The organism is Novosphingobium album (ex Hu et al. 2023) (assembly GCF_022832385.1).
GTDB classification, from domain to species: Bacteria; Pseudomonadota; Alphaproteobacteria; order Sphingomonadales; family Sphingomonadaceae; genus Novosphingobium; species Novosphingobium album.
Window position 1 is genome coordinate 64680 of record NZ_JALHLE010000018.1, and the last position, 17096, is coordinate 81775.

Genomic DNA, 17096 nt, shown 5'->3' on the forward strand with positions numbered 1-17096 from the left:
CCGAAGGTTGCAACGTCTCTCTCCTCGCATCTCTTGTCGCGCGCTTCATGCCTTGCCGTAGTGGCGGCGGACAAGGCCGATGAACGGGCTGGCGAGCGCCGGAGCGATATGCGCTTCGCTGGCGTGGAGCAGGCCCACGTCGCGGGTCAGTTCGAAGTCCTTCACCGGCACGAAGCGCACGGCGGGCTCGGCGAAGCATTCGGGCATCATGCCCACCCCGGCCCCGGCGCGCACGACCGCCAGCACACGTTCGTCGCTGGTGGTCTTGAGCACGAAGCGCGGGCGCACCCCGCGCGCGATGAAGAAGCGGTTGATCTCCGGCAGCGCCTCGCAGTGGCGGCGCAGCGCCATGCGGTCGCGCGCGAGCTGTTCGGCCATGACTTCGTCCTCGTCCGCCAGCGGGTGATCGAGGGGCAGGACCATCATGTAGCGCTCGCGCGCCAGCACCTCGGGGTGGAAGCGGGCATGCTGCGGGCGCACCACGGTCAGCGTCACGTCGATGCGGCCGCGTTCGAGCCGCTCGGTGATGTCGCGCTCGCTGCCGTCGAGGATCTCCAGCGCCTCGCCCGAGCCGAGCGCGCGGTGCTGCTGCAGCAGGTTCTCGATCATGGGCGTCGGGATTGTGCCGAGCACGCCGATGCGCAGCAGGGTGGGGTCGGAGACTTCGGAGAGCTCCACCAGCGCATGCTCGTATTCCGCCGCGATTCGCCTTGCGCGCACGAGGAAGCGGCTTCCGGCCGTCGTTAGCGCGACGCCCTGGCGATCCCTGTCGAACAGGCGGGCGCCCAGTTCGCGCTCCAGCTTGGCGATTCCGGCGGAAAGTGAGGGCTGGGTCACGCTCACCCGCTTGGCGGCGCGGCTGAAACTGCCGGTTTCGGCGACGGCGAGGAAATAGCGCAGCTGGTACTGATCGATCATAGAAACTGTCTATGGCGTACCGGCGAAACTTTCAATTTCCTCTGGTCGTTCCGCTTCGTTACATAGGCGCTGTAAATCGAAATCCCATGGGATGAGGCTGCGGCACAGTGCGGCCGGAAAGGAATTGAGGGCATGAGCGCGCCGGTGCTCCAGACCAATGTAAACCTCGACAGCCCCGAGGCGAAGGCGCGCGACGCGCATAACCGCGCGCTGGCGAAGGACCTGCACGACAAGGTCGCGCAGGCCGCGCTGGGCGGTAATGAGAAATCGCGCGAGCGCCACGTCAGCCGCGGCAAGCTGCTTCCGCGAGACCGCGTCGAGCGCCTGCTCGATCCGGGCTCGCCGCTGCTCGAACTGGGGCAACTGGCGGCCAATGGCCTTTATGGTGAGGATATTCCCGGCGCGGGCATGATCTCCGCGATCGGCCGCGTTTCGGGCCGCCAGTGCATGATCGTGTGCAACGATGCCACCGTGAAGGGCGGCACCTACTACCCGATGACGGTGAAGAAGCACCTGCGCGCGCAGGAGATCGCGGAAGAGAACAATCTGCCGTGCATCTACCTCGTCGACAGCGGCGGCGCCAACCTGCCGCACCAGGCCGAGGTCTTCCCGGACAAGGACCACTTCGGCCGCATCTTCTTCAATCAGGCGAACATGAGCGCGAAGGGCATTCCGCAGATCGCCTGCGTCATGGGCTCATGCACCGCGGGCGGCGCCTATGTGCCGGCGATGAGCGACGAGACCGTGATCGTGAAGGAGCAGGGCACGATCTTCCTCGCCGGGCCGCCGCTGGTGCAGGCCGCGACCGGCGAAGTGATCTCGGCCGAGGATCTGGGCGGCGGCGATCTGCACAGCCGCAAGTCGGGCGTGACCGATCACCTCGCCGATAGCGACGAGCATGCGCTTACCATCGTGCGTGATATCGTCTCACACCTCGGCCCAGTGCATCAGCACGGCTTGCCGCTGCAGGAACCGCGCGCGCCGAAGTACGATCCGGAAGAACTCTATTCGATCATCCCCGAGGACGTGCGCGCGCCCTACGACGTGCACGAAGTGATCGCCCGCGTGGTCGATGGCAGCGAGTTCCACGAGTTCAAGGCGCTCTACGGCAATACGCTGGTCTGCGGCTTTGCGCATATCCACGGCATGCCGGTGGCGATCCTTGCCAACAACGGGGTGCTGTTTTCGGAGAGCGCGCAGAAGGGCGCGCACTTCATCGAGCTCGCCTGCCAGCGCAAGATCCCGCTGCTGTTCCTCCAGAACATCTCGGGCTTCATGGTCGGCGGCAAGTACGAGGCCGAGGGCATCGCCAAGCACGGCGCTAAGCTGGTGACGGCGGTCGCCACCGCGACCGTGCCCAAGATCACCGTGCTGATCGGCGGCAGCTTCGGTGCGGGCAACTACGGCATGTGCGGCCGCGCCTATGACCCGCGCTTCCTCTTCACCTGGCCCAACGCCCGCATCTCGGTGATGGGCGGCGAACAGGCGGCCTCTGTGCTCGCCACGGTCCACCGCGACGCGGCCAAGTGGGACGAGCGCGAGGCCGAGGCCTTCAAGGCGCCGATCCGCCAGAAGTACGAGGACGAAGGCAACCCCTACTACGCCACCGCGCGCCTGTGGGACGACGGCGTGATCGACCCGGCGCAGACCCGCGACGTGCTGGGGCTGGCTCTGGCAGCGGCGCTAGAAGCACCGATTCCGGATCGTCCGCAGTTCGGCGTGTTCCGGATGTGATGTCCATGACACGGGAGCCGCAAGTGCCATCTAACAGCGGCATGCCGCGTTGGATGATTATCGCCTTCGCCGCGAAGCTGGTGCTCGTCGTGGCCATCGTCATTGCAGTAGTTTGGTGGGCAAACGCATGATCAAGTCTCTTCTTATCGCCAACCGTGGCGAAATCGCCTGCCGGGTTATCCGCACCGCGCGCAGCCTCGGCATCCGCACCATCGCCGTCTATTCCGATGCCGACGCCGAGGCGCTGCATGTGCGCGAGGCTGACGAGGCCGTGCATATCGGCCCGGCGCCGACGCGCGAGTCCTACCTTGTCGGCGAGAAGATCATTGCCGCCGCCAAAGCGACTGGCGCAGAGGCGATCCATCCCGGCTACGGCTTCCTTTCGGAGAATGCCGAGTTCGCGCAGGCGGTGATGGATGCCGGGATCGTCTGGGTCGGGCCCAATCCCTCCTCGATCACCGCGATGGGCCTCAAGGATGCGGCCAAGAAGCTGATGGCCGGGGCCGGGGTGCCGGTGACGCCGGGCTTCATGGGCGAGGACCAGTCGCCGGGCCTGCTGGCCGACGAGGCGGGCAAGATCGGTTATCCGGTGCTGATCAAGGCGGTCGCGGGCGGCGGCGGCAAGGGCATGCGCCTTGTCGAGAGCGAAGAGGACTTCGCCGACGCGCTCGCCTCGTGCAAGCGCGAGGCGGCCAGCTCGTTCGGCAACGACCACGTGCTGATCGAGAAGTACATCGCCTCGCCGCGCCACATCGAAGTGCAGGTCTTCGGCGACAAGCACGGCCATGTCGTCCACCTGTTCGAGCGCGATTGCTCGCTGCAGCGCCGTCACCAGAAGGTGATCGAGGAAGCCCCCGCGCCGGGCATGGATGTGGCAACCCGCGAAGCGCTTTGTGCGGCTGCGGTGCGTGCAGCAAAGGCGGTCGATTATGTCGGCGCGGGCACGATCGAATTCATCGCCGATGGCTCGGGCAAACTGGCGGCCGACAAGATCTGGTTCATGGAAATGAACACCCGCCTGCAGGTCGAGCACCCGGTCACCGAAGAGATCACCGGCGTCGATCTGGTCGAATGGCAGCTGCGTGTCGCCTCGGGCGAGCCGCTGCCGCTGAGCCAGGAAGACCTCACCATCGACGGTTGGGCCATGGAAGCGCGTCTCTATGCCGAGGACCCGGCCAAGGGCTTCCTGCCGAGCATCGGTACGCTGGAACTGCTGCAGTTCGGCGAGGCGGAAGGCGCCTATGGACGGGGACGCATCGACACGGGTGTCTATGAAGGCGCCGAAGTCTCGCCGCACTATGACCCCATGATCGCCAAGGTCATTGCCTGGGGTGAGGATCGTGACGAGGCGCGCGAGCGGCTGGGCGAAATGCTGCAGGACAGTGCGGTCTGGCCAGTGAAGACCAACGCATCGTTCCTGGTGAAGGCGCTCGAGCATCCGGACTTCGCGGCGGGCAAGGTCGATACCGGCCTGATCGGCCGCGACGGCGAAGCCATGAGTGAACCGCCGGTGCCTTCGGACGACGTGCTGCAGGCCGCCGCCGAGGCACTGGTGCCGTTGACGGACATGGCCGGCTTCCGCCTCAATGCTGCGCCCCGGCGTGCAGCATGGTTCCTGCTCGATGGCGAGAAGGTCGAGATCGCACTGACGGGCGAAGGCTCCGAAGAGCCTGCTACCGGCGTGCTGGTCACCGAACAGGGTCAGGCTTGGCTGCTCTCGCCCTGGCGTCACGACGCCGCGCATGGCGCTGCCGACGGCTCGGGTGCGATCATTGCGCCGATGCCGGGCAAGGTGATCTCGGTCGAGGTCGAGAAGGGCGATACGGTCACCAAGGGCCAGAAGCTGCTCACGCTCGAGGCGATGAAGATGGAGCACACGCTGACCGCGCCGTTCGATGGCACGGTGGCCGAACTCAATGCCAGCGCGGGGGCGCAGGTGCAGGTTGATGCGCTGCTGGTGAAGATCGAGGAAGCTGCCGAACAGGAGGCGTGAATGGAACGAGGGCCGGAGGCTTACGCGCACCATTATTCAGGCCGTTGCCACTGCGGCGATCTCCGCGTGGTGCTGCATAGCGACAAGGCAGCCGGGACGTTCACGCCGCGCGCCGACCAATGCGGCTTCTGCGTCCGGCACCGCGCGGTGGTGGTTTCCGATCCGGTCGGTCTCGTGGAACTGAGCGCGCCGCACGATCTGGAACCCTATCGCTTCGGTCTCGGCATCACCGACTTTTTCGTCTGCGGGCGCTGCGGCGTTTTCGTCGCGGCTGTGTGGCACAAGGATGGTGACACCTGGACAGTGGTGAACCTGCCCGCGCTGGACGATCGCAACAACTTTACCGCCGAGCCGGCACCGATGGATTTCGAGGGCGAGGACGTCGGCGAGCGTGAAACCAGACGCAAGCGGAACTGGACACCGGCGCGGCTGACATTGACGAGACAGGAGACGAATTGATGCCCGGACGGTTTTTCGACGAATGGCATGTGGGTGACAGGATCGTGCACCAGCCCAGCCGCACCGTTACCGAGACCGACAACCTGATGTTCTCGGCCATGACGCACAACATGCAGCCGCTTCACCTCGATGCCGAGGCGGCGAAAGCCAGCGAGTTTGGTCAGATCCTCGTGAACTCGACTTTCACGTTCAGCCTCGCGGTGGGCCTGTCGATCGCGGATACGACGGTGGGTACGCTGGTCGCCAATCTCGGGTTCGACAAGGTGGTGACGCCCAAGCCGACCTTCATCGGCGATACGCTTACCTGTTCGAGCGAAGTGGTCGAGATGCGCGAAAGCAAATCGCGCCCGACGCAGGGCATCGTCGTGTTCAGGCACGAGCTGACCAACCAGCGCGGCGAGACGGCGCTCTCGATGCTGCGCACGGTGCTGCTGAAGAAGAAGGGGGCTTAGGCCTCTTTCGCGGAGACGGCCCACCCCGCTGCGACTAACCGGACACTTCGGTCCGGCAAGTCTCGCTCCCCTCCCCCGTGCGGGAGGGGCTGAGGGTGGGCCTTCCCACCGATCGGTTGAGCTTTACCCCGACATCTGGTCGCTGAGCGACCGCGCGGCGTTCAGCAGGGCGTCCTTGAGGCGGGGCAGGGCCTCGCCGCGCATGGCCGAGCCGATGCCGATGGCGACGAGCGCGTGGCTGGGCTTGCCGCCTTCCTCGCGACCGCTCTTCCAGACCGGCGCGGCGATGACGGTGACGCCGGAGATATAGTGCCCGGCGTCGACGGCGATTCCCGTTTCGCGGGCCTCGGCCACTTGCGCTTTCCATTCCTCCCAGCTCGGCGCCTCGTCCCAGCGCAGCGTTTCGAAGCGCGGGCGCAGGTCTTCGTCGGAATAGTTTCCGAAGGCGGCAATGCAGCGGCCGGTGGCGGAGACCAGCGCCGGGAAACGGCTGCCGACCTGGGTCGATAGCTGGAATGCCTCGCCCGACTGCGACATGGCGGTCACGATAATGCGGTCCAGTCCGAACATCTGCACGCCCAGCGTCGTCAGCCCGAATTCGCGGGCGATGCGGTCGAGGGCGGGCTGGGCGAGATCGCTGAACCTGTCGCGCCGCAGCCATTGCCGCGCCAGCGTCAGTACTCCGGCGTCGAGGGCATAGCGCTTGGTATCGGGATCGAAGGACACCAACTCTTCGGCCACCAGCGCGCGCAACACGTAGAGGCAGGTGCTGGGCACCAGCCCCAGTTCGCGGGCGATCGCCTGCACGCCCATCGGCGCACCGCGCTTGCCCAGCAGCCGCAATACCGCCGCCGCGCGCGAAATCGCGGGGGCCTTGCTGTCCTTGACGGAGGAGGTTCTTGTGTCTTGCATTCAATATATTGAATAGAGTTCAATATTTACAATAGCAAGCGAAATGTGCCAAAGGACTTCGCGAAGACGAGGACAGGGTGCGACTCGCTCACAGGAGCGCGCCTGCAACTGGGAGAGCCTCTGGTGAAGTTGACCGATTACACGAGCTATGCCGACGCACAGGCGCACGCCTCCTCGGCGGCGCTCTGGGAGCTGTTCGACGGCGACCGTGAGCATCTCAACATCGCGCACGAGTGCATCACGCGGCACGCCGACGGCTCGGACCGTCCGGCGGTGCGCATTGCCCATGCCGATGGTCACGATGAAATCCTGAGCTTCGACACGATTTCGGCAGGCGCCGCGCAGTTCGCGCACTGGCTCGATGCCGAGGGCGTGAAGCCGGGCGAGCGCATCGCCTTCATGCTCGAACCCTCGCTGCCTTTCTACGTGTGCCTGTTCGGCGCCATGCAGACCGGTGCGATCTCGGTGCCGCTGTTCACGCTGTTCGGCCCCGACGCGCTGCGCCTGCGCGTCGGCGACTGCAACCCCTCGATCCTGATCACCAATGCCGAGAAGGCGGAGCTCGCCCGCTCGGTCGCCAACGAGGATGGCACCCCGCGGGTCATCGTCGCGGACGAGGCGTTCCTCGCCTCGCTGAAGGATCTGCCGACCACCTACACGCCGAAGACCAAGGCCACCGACATGGCCGTCTTCCAGTATACCAGCGGAACCACGCGCGAACTGCCCGAGGCGGTCAAGCACTCGCACAAGACGCTCGTCACACTGATGTTCGCGGCGCTCTATGGCACCGGCATCCGTCCGGGCGACGAGTTCTTCTGCCCCTCCTCGCCTGCGTGGGGCCATGGCCTGTGGCACGGCACGCTGGCGCCGCTGGCTCTGGGCGTGACCACCGGCACATTCGCCGGGCGTTTCGATCCGGTCCGCCTGATGAAGGCGCTGGACGACTTCAGGATCACCAACATGTCGGCCGCCGCGACCCACTACCGCATGATGAAGAACAGCGGGAAGGGCGGCGATTTCAACTTCCATTTCAAGAAGCTGTCGTTCACCGGCGAGCCGATCGACCCGGCGACGCTCGAGTGGATCGACGAGTACTTCAAGGTCCCGGCCTGCTCGATGTACGGCACCACCGAAATCGGCGTTGTGCTGGTGAACTATCCGGGCGCAGAGGACTTCGTGGTGAAGCCCGGCTCGCTGGGCAAGCCGGTTCCCGGCCAGAAGCTGGAAGTCCACCGTCCCGACGGCACCGTGTGCGATCCGGGCGAGATCGGCGAACTGATGCTCTGGCGTGGTGGCGGCTGGATGACCACCAAGGACCGGGCGAAGTCGGACGAGGACGGCTACCTCTATCACTGCGGCCGCGCCGACGACGTGATCATCTCGGCGGGCTGGACGATGTCCGCCGTAGAGATCGAGAACACGATGCTGCGTCACGAGAACGTGATGGAGTGCGGCGTGATCGGCGTGCCTGACGAGAAGCGCGGTCAGGTCGTGAAGGCTTTCGTCGTCGCCAATTGCGAAGGCAGCGACGCGCTGACCAAGGAACTGCAGGACTTCACCCGCGAGCGGCTTGCCCAGCATGAATTCCCGCGCATTGTCGAATACGTTTCGGAATTGCCCAAGAACCCGGCGGGCAAGGTCCACCGCAAGAAGTTGCGCGATCTCGAAGCCGAGCGCGCGGCGGCGGCCGCCAACTGATTTTACCGAATTTTCAGGAGAGTAGAGAAATGTCAGCCAAATTCCCCAAGATCACCGAGGAAGGCCTCGACGATCTGCGCAGCCGCATCGGCGTGAAGATCGAAAACACCGTCGAGCCCTGGAACTACGAAGCCACCCGCGACGCCATCCGTCACTACGCGCACGGCATCGGCGACGATAACCCGCTGTGGTGCGATCCCGAGTACGCCGCGAAGACCAAGTACGGTTCTCTCGTGGCGCTGCCCTCGTTCCTGTTCACCACCAGCCGCATCGTTTCGGGCTACTGCGGTGGTCTCTCGGGCGTGCACGCGATGTGGGCCGGTGCCGACTGGACCTGGGAAAAGCCGGTCCTGCGCAACGATACCATCTCGGCTGTCGCCTACCTCAAGGATCTCGTCGAGCACCAGACCAAGTTCGCCGGCCGCTCGTTCCAGCAGATCTACCACGTCGACTTCTTCAACCAGCACGGCGACAAGGTTGCCGGCGCCGACAGCTGGGTGTTCCGCACCGACCGTGACGAGGCCCGCGAGCGCGGCACCAAGTACACCGAAGCGCGCGGCCGCGTTGAGCCCTTCACGCAGGAGCAGCTCGACGAGTTCTACGACATCTACGACAACGAGGAAGTGCGCGGCGCCGTTCCCCGTTACTGGGAAGACGTCAACGTTGGCGACCAGCTGCGTCCGATGATGAAGGGCCCGATGACCGTGACCGGCTTCATCTGCTACGCGCAGGGTTGGGGCGGCCTCTACATCCGCGCCAACAAGCTGGCCTACAAGATGCAGAAGGCGCACCCGGGCCTCGGCATCCGCAACCGCTTCAACGTGCCGGACTGCCCCGAGCGCGTGCACTGGGACGAAGCTTTCGCGCTCGAAGTCGGTGCCCCGGGCGCTTACGACTACGGACCAGAGCGTTGCTCGTGGCTGACTCACCACATGACCAACTGGATCGGCGACGACGGCTTCCTGCACAAGTCGAACTGCCAGATCCGCCGCCACAACCCGGACGGCGACGCCATGGTCCTGACCGGCGAAGTGACCCGCAAGTTCGAAGAGAACGGCAAGAAGTACGTCGAAGTGGCCCAGAAGGCGACCACCCACCGCGGCGAACTCTCGGCCTTCGGCACCTCGGTCGCGGAGCTGCCGACCAAGGGCTGATCGCGCGCCGGCGATGATGGCCGGCACCGGTAATGCGATTCCGGCCCGGGCCTTTACCAAAGGTTCGGGCCGTGTCGTAAGTGCCGGTTCAAACAGCGTGACAGGAGAGGTCCATGGAAGAGCAGAAGGTAGCAAAGCCGCAATTCGAAGCGAACGGCGACGTGCGCGTCCCGGCGTTTGTTTTGCCGGTTTCTCCGCTGCTCAGCGAACAGGCCGCAGCTTTCCAGCGTATGCGCGCGACGATGCCCGCCTTCGACGCAGCGGGCGAGGGGCTCGATGTCATCGCCCGGCGCGAGCAGATCAACACGTTCATGGCACCCCAGATAGAGCGGCTGCGGGGGATGTTCCCGGTGAACATCGACCGCACCGAAATCGGCGGTGTCGAAGTGCTCGACGTGACGCCCGCCGATGGCAGCCACGATCCCGATCGCGTGCTGATCAACCTGCACGGCGGGGCCTTTACCGTGGGTTGGGATGGCGTGGCGCTGGTCGAATCGATCCCGCTGGCCGTGCTGGCAGGCTACCGCGTGGTCAGCGTCAATTACCGCATGGCCCCGGAGCATAAGCATCCCGCTGGCGTCGAGGACGTCGCTGCGGTCTATGCCGAACTGCTCAAGACCAATGCTCCCGGCCGCATCGGCGTGTACGGCGGCTCGGCGGGCGGCGCGCTGACGGCGCAGGTGGCGGCTTGGCTGCCTGCACATGGATTGCCGCAGGCGGGCGCGGTCGGCATTTTCGGCGCGGGCGGCGTCCCGTTTCACGCGGGCGAATCCGCCTGGACCGCCGGTTACATCGATGGCTCGTTCCCGCCACCGCCCGCGGATGGCAGCGAACTGGAAGACATCACGCGCGGCTATTTCGAAAGCGTCGACGAACGCAATGACCCCAGCGCCTGGCCGGGCTATCACCTCGAAACGCTGGCAACATTCCCGCCCACGCTGATCATCACCGGCACCCGCGCGATGGACCTCAGCCCCGCGATCTTTACCAATTCCCAGCTGCTGAAGGCCGGCGTGCGCTCCACGCTGATCGTCGGCGAGAGCATGGGGCACTGCTATCACTATCAGGTCGCGCTGCCCGAAGGCCGGGATGCGGTGGACCAGATCATCGCCTTTTTCCGAGAGAACTTGAACTGAGCTTATGCCCGAGACTGAAAATCCTGTCTGGAAAGGCCCTCTCGCCGGCGTGCGCGTGCTGGATTTCACGCGCGTTCTGGCCGGACCCGCAGCGAGCCTTGCGCTCGCCGATCTGGGTGCCGAAGTGTTCAAGATCGAGCCGCCCGGCACGGGCGACGAGACCCGCACGTTCCCGCCGATCCGCGACGGGGAGAGCCACTATTACCTTGCCATCAACCGCGGCAAGAAATCGATCGTGGTCGATCTCAAGAGCGAGGAGGGGCTTGCTCTCGTCAAGGACCTCGCCGCGAAGTGCGATGTGCTGGTTGAGAATTACCGGCCCGGCGTAATGGACCGTCTCGGCCTCGGCTACGAGCCTCTCAAGGCCATCAACCCGCGCCTGATCTATTGCTCGATCTCGGGTTACGGGCAGACCGGCCCGCTCAAGGACCGGCCCAGTTTCGACATCGTGCTGCAGGCGATGAGCGGGGCGCTGTCGATGAACGGCGAACCCGATGGCCTGCCGATGAAGCTGGGTATTCCGCTTGGCGATCTGGTGGGCGGCATTAATGGCCCGATCGGTATCCTCTCCGCGCTCTACGAACGTGAGCGGACCGGGGTGGGGCGGCATATCGACGTCAGCCTGATGGACGGGCTGATGGGGATGCTCGGCTATATCGCGCAGCTGGCCTTCTTCACCGGGCAGGACCCGCAGCGGGTCGGTTCGCAGCACCCGAACCTCGTGCCTTACGGTATTTTCCCGGCCAGCGACGGCTCGATCGTGATCGCCTGTCTCACGCCCGCGTTCTGGGGCAAGGTGTGCCGGTCGATCGGACGTCCCGAACTTACGGACGATGCGCGTTACGACACGCTCGAGAAGCGTCGTGATGCGCGCGAGGAGGTCAATGCGATCGTCTCCGCATTCACGGAAAAGCACACGGTCGAAGAGATGGTAGAAATCTTCACCCGGCATGAAGTGCCGCACGCGCCGATCCTTGGTGTGACCGAGGCGCTGAGTCAGCCGCAGGCGGTGGCGCGTGAAATGGTGGTCGAGACCGTGCACGAAACGCTGGGACCGATCCCCATCGTCAACCGCTCGATCAAGTTCACTGACGCCGACCAGCCGGTGCCCGAGGCGCCGCCGGTGCTGGGCCAGCACACCGATGCGATCCTTGGCGAAGTGCTCGATCTTTCGCCCGAGCGGATTACGGCGCTGCGGGCCTCCGGAGTGATTGCATAATTGCCGTGATCGGTCTCAAGTCCCGTTCGTGTCGAGCGAAGTCGAGACACGCTGATCCTGCGCTGACGTGTCTCGACTTCGCTCGACACGGATGGACGGGCAGCCGGTAAGCATTTTACGAGAGGACCCAGCCATGCCCGACCTGCGTTTCGACAACCGCGTTGCGGTCATCACCGGCGGTGGGCGCGGGCTGGGTCGGGCCCATGCGCTGCTGCTGGCAAGCCGGGGCTGCAAGATCGTGGTCAACGATCCGGGCGTGTCGATGGCGGGCGATGACACCGACGAAGGCCCGGCAGAGGCGCTGGCGGCAGAGATCCGCGCGATGGGCGGTGAGGCCGTTGCCAACACCGACAGCGTCGCGACGCCCGAAGGCGGCAAGGCGATCATCCATTGCGCGCTCGATGCGTTCGGGCGTATCGATATCCTGATCCATTCGGCAGGCAATGTGCGGCGCGGCAAGCTGACCGAGCTGGCCTACGAGGACTTTACGGCCGTCCTCGATGTCCACCTGAAAGGCGCTTACCACGTCGTGCGCGAGGCTTTCCCGCACATGATGGCGCAGAACTACGGGCGCATTGTTCTGACCAGCTCGATCAACGGGCTCTATGGCAAGGCGGACAACGTCACGTATTCGATTTGCAAGGCCGGGTTCATGGGCCTGTCCAACACCGCCGCGATCGAGGGGCAGCACAACAACGTGAAGTCGAACCTTATCGTCCCGGCGGCGGTCACGCGCATGTCCGACGGGATCGACACCAGCAAGTTCCCGCCGATGACGCCCGAGCAGGTCGCGCCGATGGTCGGCTACCTGTGCCACGAGGACTGCGTGGCGAGCGGCGAAATGTACGTCGCCATGGGCGGACGTCTTGCCCGCGCCTGGGTGGCGGAGAATGCCGGTCTCTACCAGCCGGAGTGGTCGCTGGAACAGGTTGCCGCGCATATCGGCACGATCCGCAATGGCGGCGAGCAGCTTGCCTTCCCGCCCGTGCCGGACGGCCAGCTTGAGCACTTGCTCCACGGCTTCGGCATGATCCGCGCCGCGCAGGAAGGTTGAGGCGGCGGGCTCTCGCGCGCTCTATTCGATAACGTGCCAGGCCTGCGCGGGATTGTTGGCGTCGGTCTGCAGCCTCAGGTTACGGATGCCGAGCACCTCTTGCACGGCCACGGCCTCGCCGGGAAAGAGCGGATGGTTGATCTCGTCGAAGGCGAGGATGGCGCCCTTGGGCATGCGTGACAGGATTTTCTCCAGCACGTGCCGGGTCGGCGCGTAGACGTCGAAATCGAAGATGGCGAGCGCGATGATCGCGTGAGGATTGCGTTCCAGCCAGGGCTCGAAGGTCTCGGTGACGTCGCCGGGAACCAGCTCGAATTTCCGGACATCGGGAATGGGGGAGTAGGATTCCTGGGTGGCCAGGTGATCGGTCAGGGTGTCGAGGTAATCGTCCGGAACGGCAAAGTCGCCGGCTTCCCATCCGTTCGCGCGTTCCGCTTCGGTCAGTTCGCCGGTGAACCCCGCGAAGGTGTCGAAGCCCACGATCTTGCGCAGGTAGTTGTGCGGTTCGTGGATGCCGCGCAGATTCGTCAGCAGCGATAGCGAGGCGCCGAATTGCACGCCGAACTCGCAGATCATGCCCGATACGCCGAGGATCTGGCGATAGAGGTTGTCGTAGTAGAGAATGCGCGACAGCGTGATCCGGTCGGCGAACATGATCGTCTCGTGCATGTTCCAGCTGGAGACGGGAAAGTTCGGAGAGATCCGGTCTTTAAGATCACGCAGCTTTTGCTGCCTGCCGCGGTGGATGCCGCTTGAACCGGTCTTCTCTGAGGGTTCGTTTACGGCGGCACCAGCTTTGCTGTTCATGCTTGCGGACCCCTCACTGAAGGCATGGCAAAAAGGCAATCGAGGCGATTGTTTCTCGTGAACGTCGTATGCGGGACTTCTTGCCAGTCAATTAACCTTAAGCTCCGTCATGTTTGGCTGACTGGTTGGTACTGTTGCCGCTTTACCCCGCCCGCGCCTTTATCGCCGCCAGCATCGCTTCGGAAATGCGCGGCTTGCCGTAATCTCCGGCTGCCACTTCGGCGATCTTGTCACGGATGAAGCGGTCGGGATCGGCGGCGTGGCGAGCAAGAGTGGTCCAGGCCTCCTCGTGCGAGGGGATCAGAATCTTTCCTGCTTCCATGCCGTTTGCCAGCGTGCGGGCGCAGTCTTCGACAGTGATGAGATCGAGATCGCTGCCGGGGCCGCGCATTTCGAGGCCTTCGGTCCATGTCTTCATCGCGTCCATCACGCCGGTCATCACCGGGCCGGGGATCAGGCAGCTCACGCGGATGCCCAGGGGCTCGAGATAGAGCGCCAGCGATTCCGACAGCGCGATCACGCCGGCCTTGGCCGAGACATAGGGCATACGCGTTGCCGCGAAGGGATAGAGCCCGGCGAAGGAGGCGGTGTTGACGATGAAGCCCGATCCGCGCGCCAGCATTTTCGGCAGGAACACGGCATTGCTGCGTACCACCGGCATCAGATTGAGGTCGATGATGCGCTGCCACTCGGAAACCGGGATGTCTTCCGGGTTGCCGTGGAGAATGCCGCCGACGTTGTTCATCACGATGCCGACCGGACCGAAGGCCGCTTCGGCGGTCTCAGCAGTCTCGCGGATCGAGGCATCGCTGGTCACGTCGCAGCGCAGCGCCTTGGCCTGCCCGCCGCCTTCGAGGATCACTTGGGCGGTCTTTTCCGCTTCGGCTATGTCGATGTCGGCTACTGCCACGCGGGCGCCGCGCAGCGCGAATTCCTGCGCGACGGCTCGGCCGATGCCCTTGCCGCCGCCAAAGATGAGGGTGCTGCGTCCCGCGAAGACGTCTGTCATTCCCGCTCTCCCATATCCGGTCCGGGTGTCGTTACGGACCCGTCCCCGGACAGCAAGGGCAAGTGCGCACCGGGTCGGGGATCGTTACGGCGAGGCGCCGCGACGATCCTCTGTGGCGTCAGCGCGTGCCCGTCACCGGGAACGTGCCGAAGGGCCCGTTCGAATTGTCGCCCTGCAGTTCGCCGTCCTTCACGGTGAGATCATAGCTGATGGTGATCGGCATGGGCATCGAGGCCTTGCCCTCGATCCGGATACGACCATCCTTGAACCCGCCGGCAAGGTCCACGCTGCCTTGTTCCGCAGTGGCCTTGCCAGTGACGACGTTGCCGTCGACCTTCAGTTCCAGCACGGCCTTCTGCGGGCCCATCGGCGACTGGATCACGATATTCCACTTGCCCGGGAAATCTTGCGGCTTGGCCGTGCTCAATTTGGCGGCTTTGAGCTTTTCCTGCAGTGCCTTCTCCTCGGCCGGGGCCTGCTGGGCGCGGGTGCGCAGGAAGAAGCGCAGGTCTTCGAGATCCTTGTTGGAGATATTCGAGAACGGCGGCATGCCATTCAGCTTGAGGCCACCCTCCTTCACGACCATGCGGAAGGTATCGGCATCGGTGATGACCGGCGAATAGCGCAGGTCGGGCGCACTGCCGCCCGCGACCGCGTTCCAGCCGTGGCAGACCAGGCAGCCATTGTTCGCGAAGACCATGAACCCGGCCTGCGAGCGCTTGGCATCGGCCTTGAAGTCCGGGTCGGCAGGCGGCGTGCGCGCGGGCACCGCGAACGGCGGCAGCGAGTCCGTGCCGTCGAGCGTGAAGGTGAGCACCCGGCGCGGGAACCGGTAGTCGGTGCGGTAAGCGGCATTGCCAAGTGTCTGCATACCCGCGCCCTGGCCGCCTGCGCCGGTGATCACGGTGACGTACTGCTTGCCGTTCATGCGGTAGGTGATCGGCGCGCCGACGATCGGGCTTGCGGTCTTGAACGACCACAGTTCCTTGCCGGTCTGCGCGTCGCGCGCCACGAACTTGCCGTCCATCTGGCCCTGGAAGACCAGATCGCCCGCACTGGTCATGACGCCGCCCGGCCAGCTGCCCGGCAGCTCGACTTTCCATCGCTCGGTCTGCGTGACCGGGTCCCAGGCCTTGAGATAGCTTTTGTGCCCGCCGGGCAGCTCGACTTCGGGGATCAGCGTCACGCCCATGCCGGCGGCGATCTCCCCGCCGCCTTTCTGGCCTTCGCCGATCAGGGCGCCCATATCCTGCTCCGGAATATAGACCAGCCCGGTACCGGGGTTGTAAGCCTGCGGCATCCAGCTGTGGGCGCCGGTCGGCCCGGGCCACATCTCGAACAATCCGGGCTTGCCCTGATAACGCATACCCGGGTTCACGACCGGACGGCCCGTCTTCATGTCGATCTTGTCGGCCCAGGTCACCTTGCCGATCTTTCCGGGCTCGTTGATGAGTTTGCCGGTGGTCCGGTCGAGGACGTAGAAGAAGCCGTTCTTGGGTGCCTGCATCAGCACCTTGCGCTCCTTGCCGTCGATCTTGAGCGTGGCGAGCGTCATGTCCGTCGTCGCGGTGCAGTCCCACTGCTCGGCGGGGCAGACCTGATAGTGCCACTTGTAGGCGCCGGTATTGGCATCGACCGCCACGATCGAGGCGAGGAACAGGTTGTCGCCGCCGCCGGGGCTGCGCAGGTCCTGATTGTAGGGGAAGCCGTTGCCGACGCCCAGGTAGATCAGGCCCAGCTCGGGGTCGTAGCTGAAGGCGTTCCACATGGTGCCACCGCCGCCGCGCCGGCTGCCGTCTTCCTTCTTCCAGCCCGAAGGCCAGGTCTTGCGCATGACCTCCTCGGCCTTGCGGTTGACGGGGGTCACTTCATCGCCCGGAGTGGTGTAGAAGCGCCAGGCGCGCTTGCCGGTCTTTGCATCGTAGGCCGTGACGAAGCCGCGCGCGGGGCTGATGTCGGCGCCGCCGTAGCCGACGATCACCTTGCCGCCGAAGACGCGGACCGGGCCATTGTATTGCCGGGGCATTCCGTCAGCCGGGGGATCGAAGGCCTTCCATGCTTCTTTGCCCGTATTCGCGTCCAGTGCGGCCACATAGCCGTCGGTCGTGGCGAGGAACACGCGTCCCGCATCGTAGGCAATGCCCTTGTTGCCCCAGCCCAGCTGGAGCGATGACGTAGCGCGCTCACGCGTGCCGCCGTCGTATTCCCACAGCAGCTTGCCGGTCTCGGCATCGAAAGCACGGATGTGCGAGTGGCCGGTGGTGATGAACACCTTGCCCTCTGCCATCAGCGGGGTGGTGGGGGAGTAGCCCGGCTCAAGGTCGAAATGCCATGCCAGCTTGAGGCCTGCGACATTGTCTGCATCGATGTCATCGAGCGGGGAATAGTGCGTCTCGGAACCGGTACGGCCCCAGCTCGGCCATTCGTCGGGATCGGCGGTCATCAGTTCGGTGACCGGCTGCGCGGACTTGTGGCAGGCGCTGAGCGCGAGCGGCGCGATCGAGGCCAGGGCCGCTGCCAATACTAACTTCGCCGATGCTGCCTTCACGTT

General features: G+C 65.0%; 14 protein-coding genes. 9 read left to right on the forward strand and 5 right to left on the reverse strand.

Annotated features, from left to right (window positions below):
- Window positions 1–45: 45 nt before the first annotated feature.
- Entirely contained in the window at window positions 46–918 is an 873-nt protein-coding gene (locus MTR64_RS12115; RefSeq protein WP_243994174.1) for a LysR family transcriptional regulator, read from the reverse strand.
- A gap of 132 nt (window positions 919–1050) precedes the next feature.
- Between MTR64_RS12115 and MTR64_RS12120 the strand changes: the two genes are divergently transcribed.
- The 4 genes from MTR64_RS12120 (at window position 1051) to MTR64_RS12135 (ending at window position 5556) form a co-directional block, all read left to right on the forward strand.
- Window positions 1051–2652 carry a carboxyl transferase domain-containing protein gene (locus tag MTR64_RS12120; RefSeq protein ID WP_243994176.1) on the forward strand — a complete coding sequence of 534 codons (1602 nt, stop codon included), beginning with the start codon at window positions 1051–1053 and terminating at the stop codon, window positions 2650–2652.
- Window positions 2653–2779: 127 nt separating this feature from the next.
- The gene (locus MTR64_RS12125; protein ID WP_243994178.1) at window positions 2780–4645 is read left to right on the forward strand and encodes an acetyl/propionyl/methylcrotonyl-CoA carboxylase subunit alpha; all 1866 of its coding nucleotides are present in this window, start codon (window positions 2780–2782) and stop codon (window positions 4643–4645) included.
- Window positions 4646–5104 carry a hypothetical protein gene (locus MTR64_RS12130; RefSeq protein WP_243994180.1) on the forward strand — a complete coding sequence of 153 codons (459 nt, stop codon included), beginning with the start codon at window positions 4646–4648 and terminating at the stop codon, window positions 5102–5104.
- Window positions 5104–5556 (forward strand): MaoC family dehydratase, encoded by a 453-nt coding sequence (locus MTR64_RS12135; protein WP_243994182.1) that lies wholly within the window; start codon window positions 5104–5106, stop codon window positions 5554–5556. Before MTR64_RS12130 ends, MTR64_RS12135 begins: the two co-directional genes overlap by 1 nt.
- Window positions 5557–5679: 123 nt before the next feature.
- Here MTR64_RS12135 and MTR64_RS12140 read toward each other — a convergent pair whose 3' ends face one another.
- Window positions 5680–6468: an IclR family transcriptional regulator gene (locus MTR64_RS12140; RefSeq protein WP_243994184.1), complete on the reverse strand. Its 789-nt coding sequence runs from the start codon at window positions 6466–6468 to the stop codon at window positions 5680–5682.
- 120 nt (window positions 6469–6588) lie between these two features.
- Here MTR64_RS12140 and MTR64_RS12145 point away from each other — a divergent pair, with 120 nt between their 5' ends.
- The 5 genes from MTR64_RS12145 (at window position 6589) to MTR64_RS12165 (ending at window position 12729) form a co-directional block, all read left to right on the forward strand.
- Window positions 6589–8166 (forward strand): acyl-CoA synthetase, encoded by a 1578-nt coding sequence (locus tag MTR64_RS12145; RefSeq protein WP_243994350.1) that lies wholly within the window; start codon window positions 6589–6591, stop codon window positions 8164–8166.
- A 29-nt stretch (window positions 8167–8195) separates the two neighbouring features.
- Complete coding sequence (locus MTR64_RS12150; RefSeq protein WP_243994187.1) at window positions 8196–9320, forward strand: FAS1-like dehydratase domain-containing protein; 1125 nt, start codon at window positions 8196–8198, stop codon at window positions 9318–9320.
- A gap of 113 nt (window positions 9321–9433) precedes the next feature.
- Window positions 9434–10456 carry an alpha/beta hydrolase gene (locus MTR64_RS12155; RefSeq protein ID WP_243994188.1) on the forward strand — a complete coding sequence of 341 codons (1023 nt, stop codon included), beginning with the start codon at window positions 9434–9436 and terminating at the stop codon, window positions 10454–10456.
- Between the two features lie 4 nt (window positions 10457–10460).
- Window positions 10461–11675 (forward strand): CaiB/BaiF CoA transferase family protein, encoded by a 1215-nt coding sequence (locus tag MTR64_RS12160; RefSeq protein WP_243994189.1) that lies wholly within the window; start codon window positions 10461–10463, stop codon window positions 11673–11675.
- A 133-nt stretch (window positions 11676–11808) separates the two neighbouring features.
- A complete protein-coding gene (locus MTR64_RS12165; RefSeq protein ID WP_243994190.1) occupies window positions 11809–12729 on the forward strand; it encodes an SDR family NAD(P)-dependent oxidoreductase in 921 nt (306 codons plus the stop codon).
- A 21-nt stretch (window positions 12730–12750) separates the two neighbouring features.
- On the opposite strand, the gene MTR64_RS12170 is transcribed toward MTR64_RS12165, so the two are convergent.
- From MTR64_RS12170 to MTR64_RS12180, 3 genes are all read right to left on the reverse strand, one after another.
- Window positions 12751–13536, reverse strand: a complete 786-nt coding sequence (locus MTR64_RS12170) for a hypothetical protein (RefSeq protein WP_243994191.1) — start codon at window positions 13534–13536, stop codon at window positions 12751–12753.
- Window positions 13537–13678: 142 nt separating this feature from the next.
- The gene (locus MTR64_RS12175; protein ID WP_243994192.1) at window positions 13679–14545 is read right to left on the reverse strand and encodes an SDR family NAD(P)-dependent oxidoreductase; all 867 of its coding nucleotides are present in this window, start codon (window positions 14543–14545) and stop codon (window positions 13679–13681) included.
- A gap of 118 nt (window positions 14546–14663) precedes the next feature.
- On the reverse strand, window positions 14664–17093 hold the full coding sequence (locus MTR64_RS12180; protein WP_243994194.1) for a PQQ-dependent dehydrogenase, methanol/ethanol family: 2430 nt from the start codon (window positions 17091–17093) through the stop codon (window positions 14664–14666).
- Between the last annotated feature and the right edge of the window lie 3 nt (window positions 17094–17096).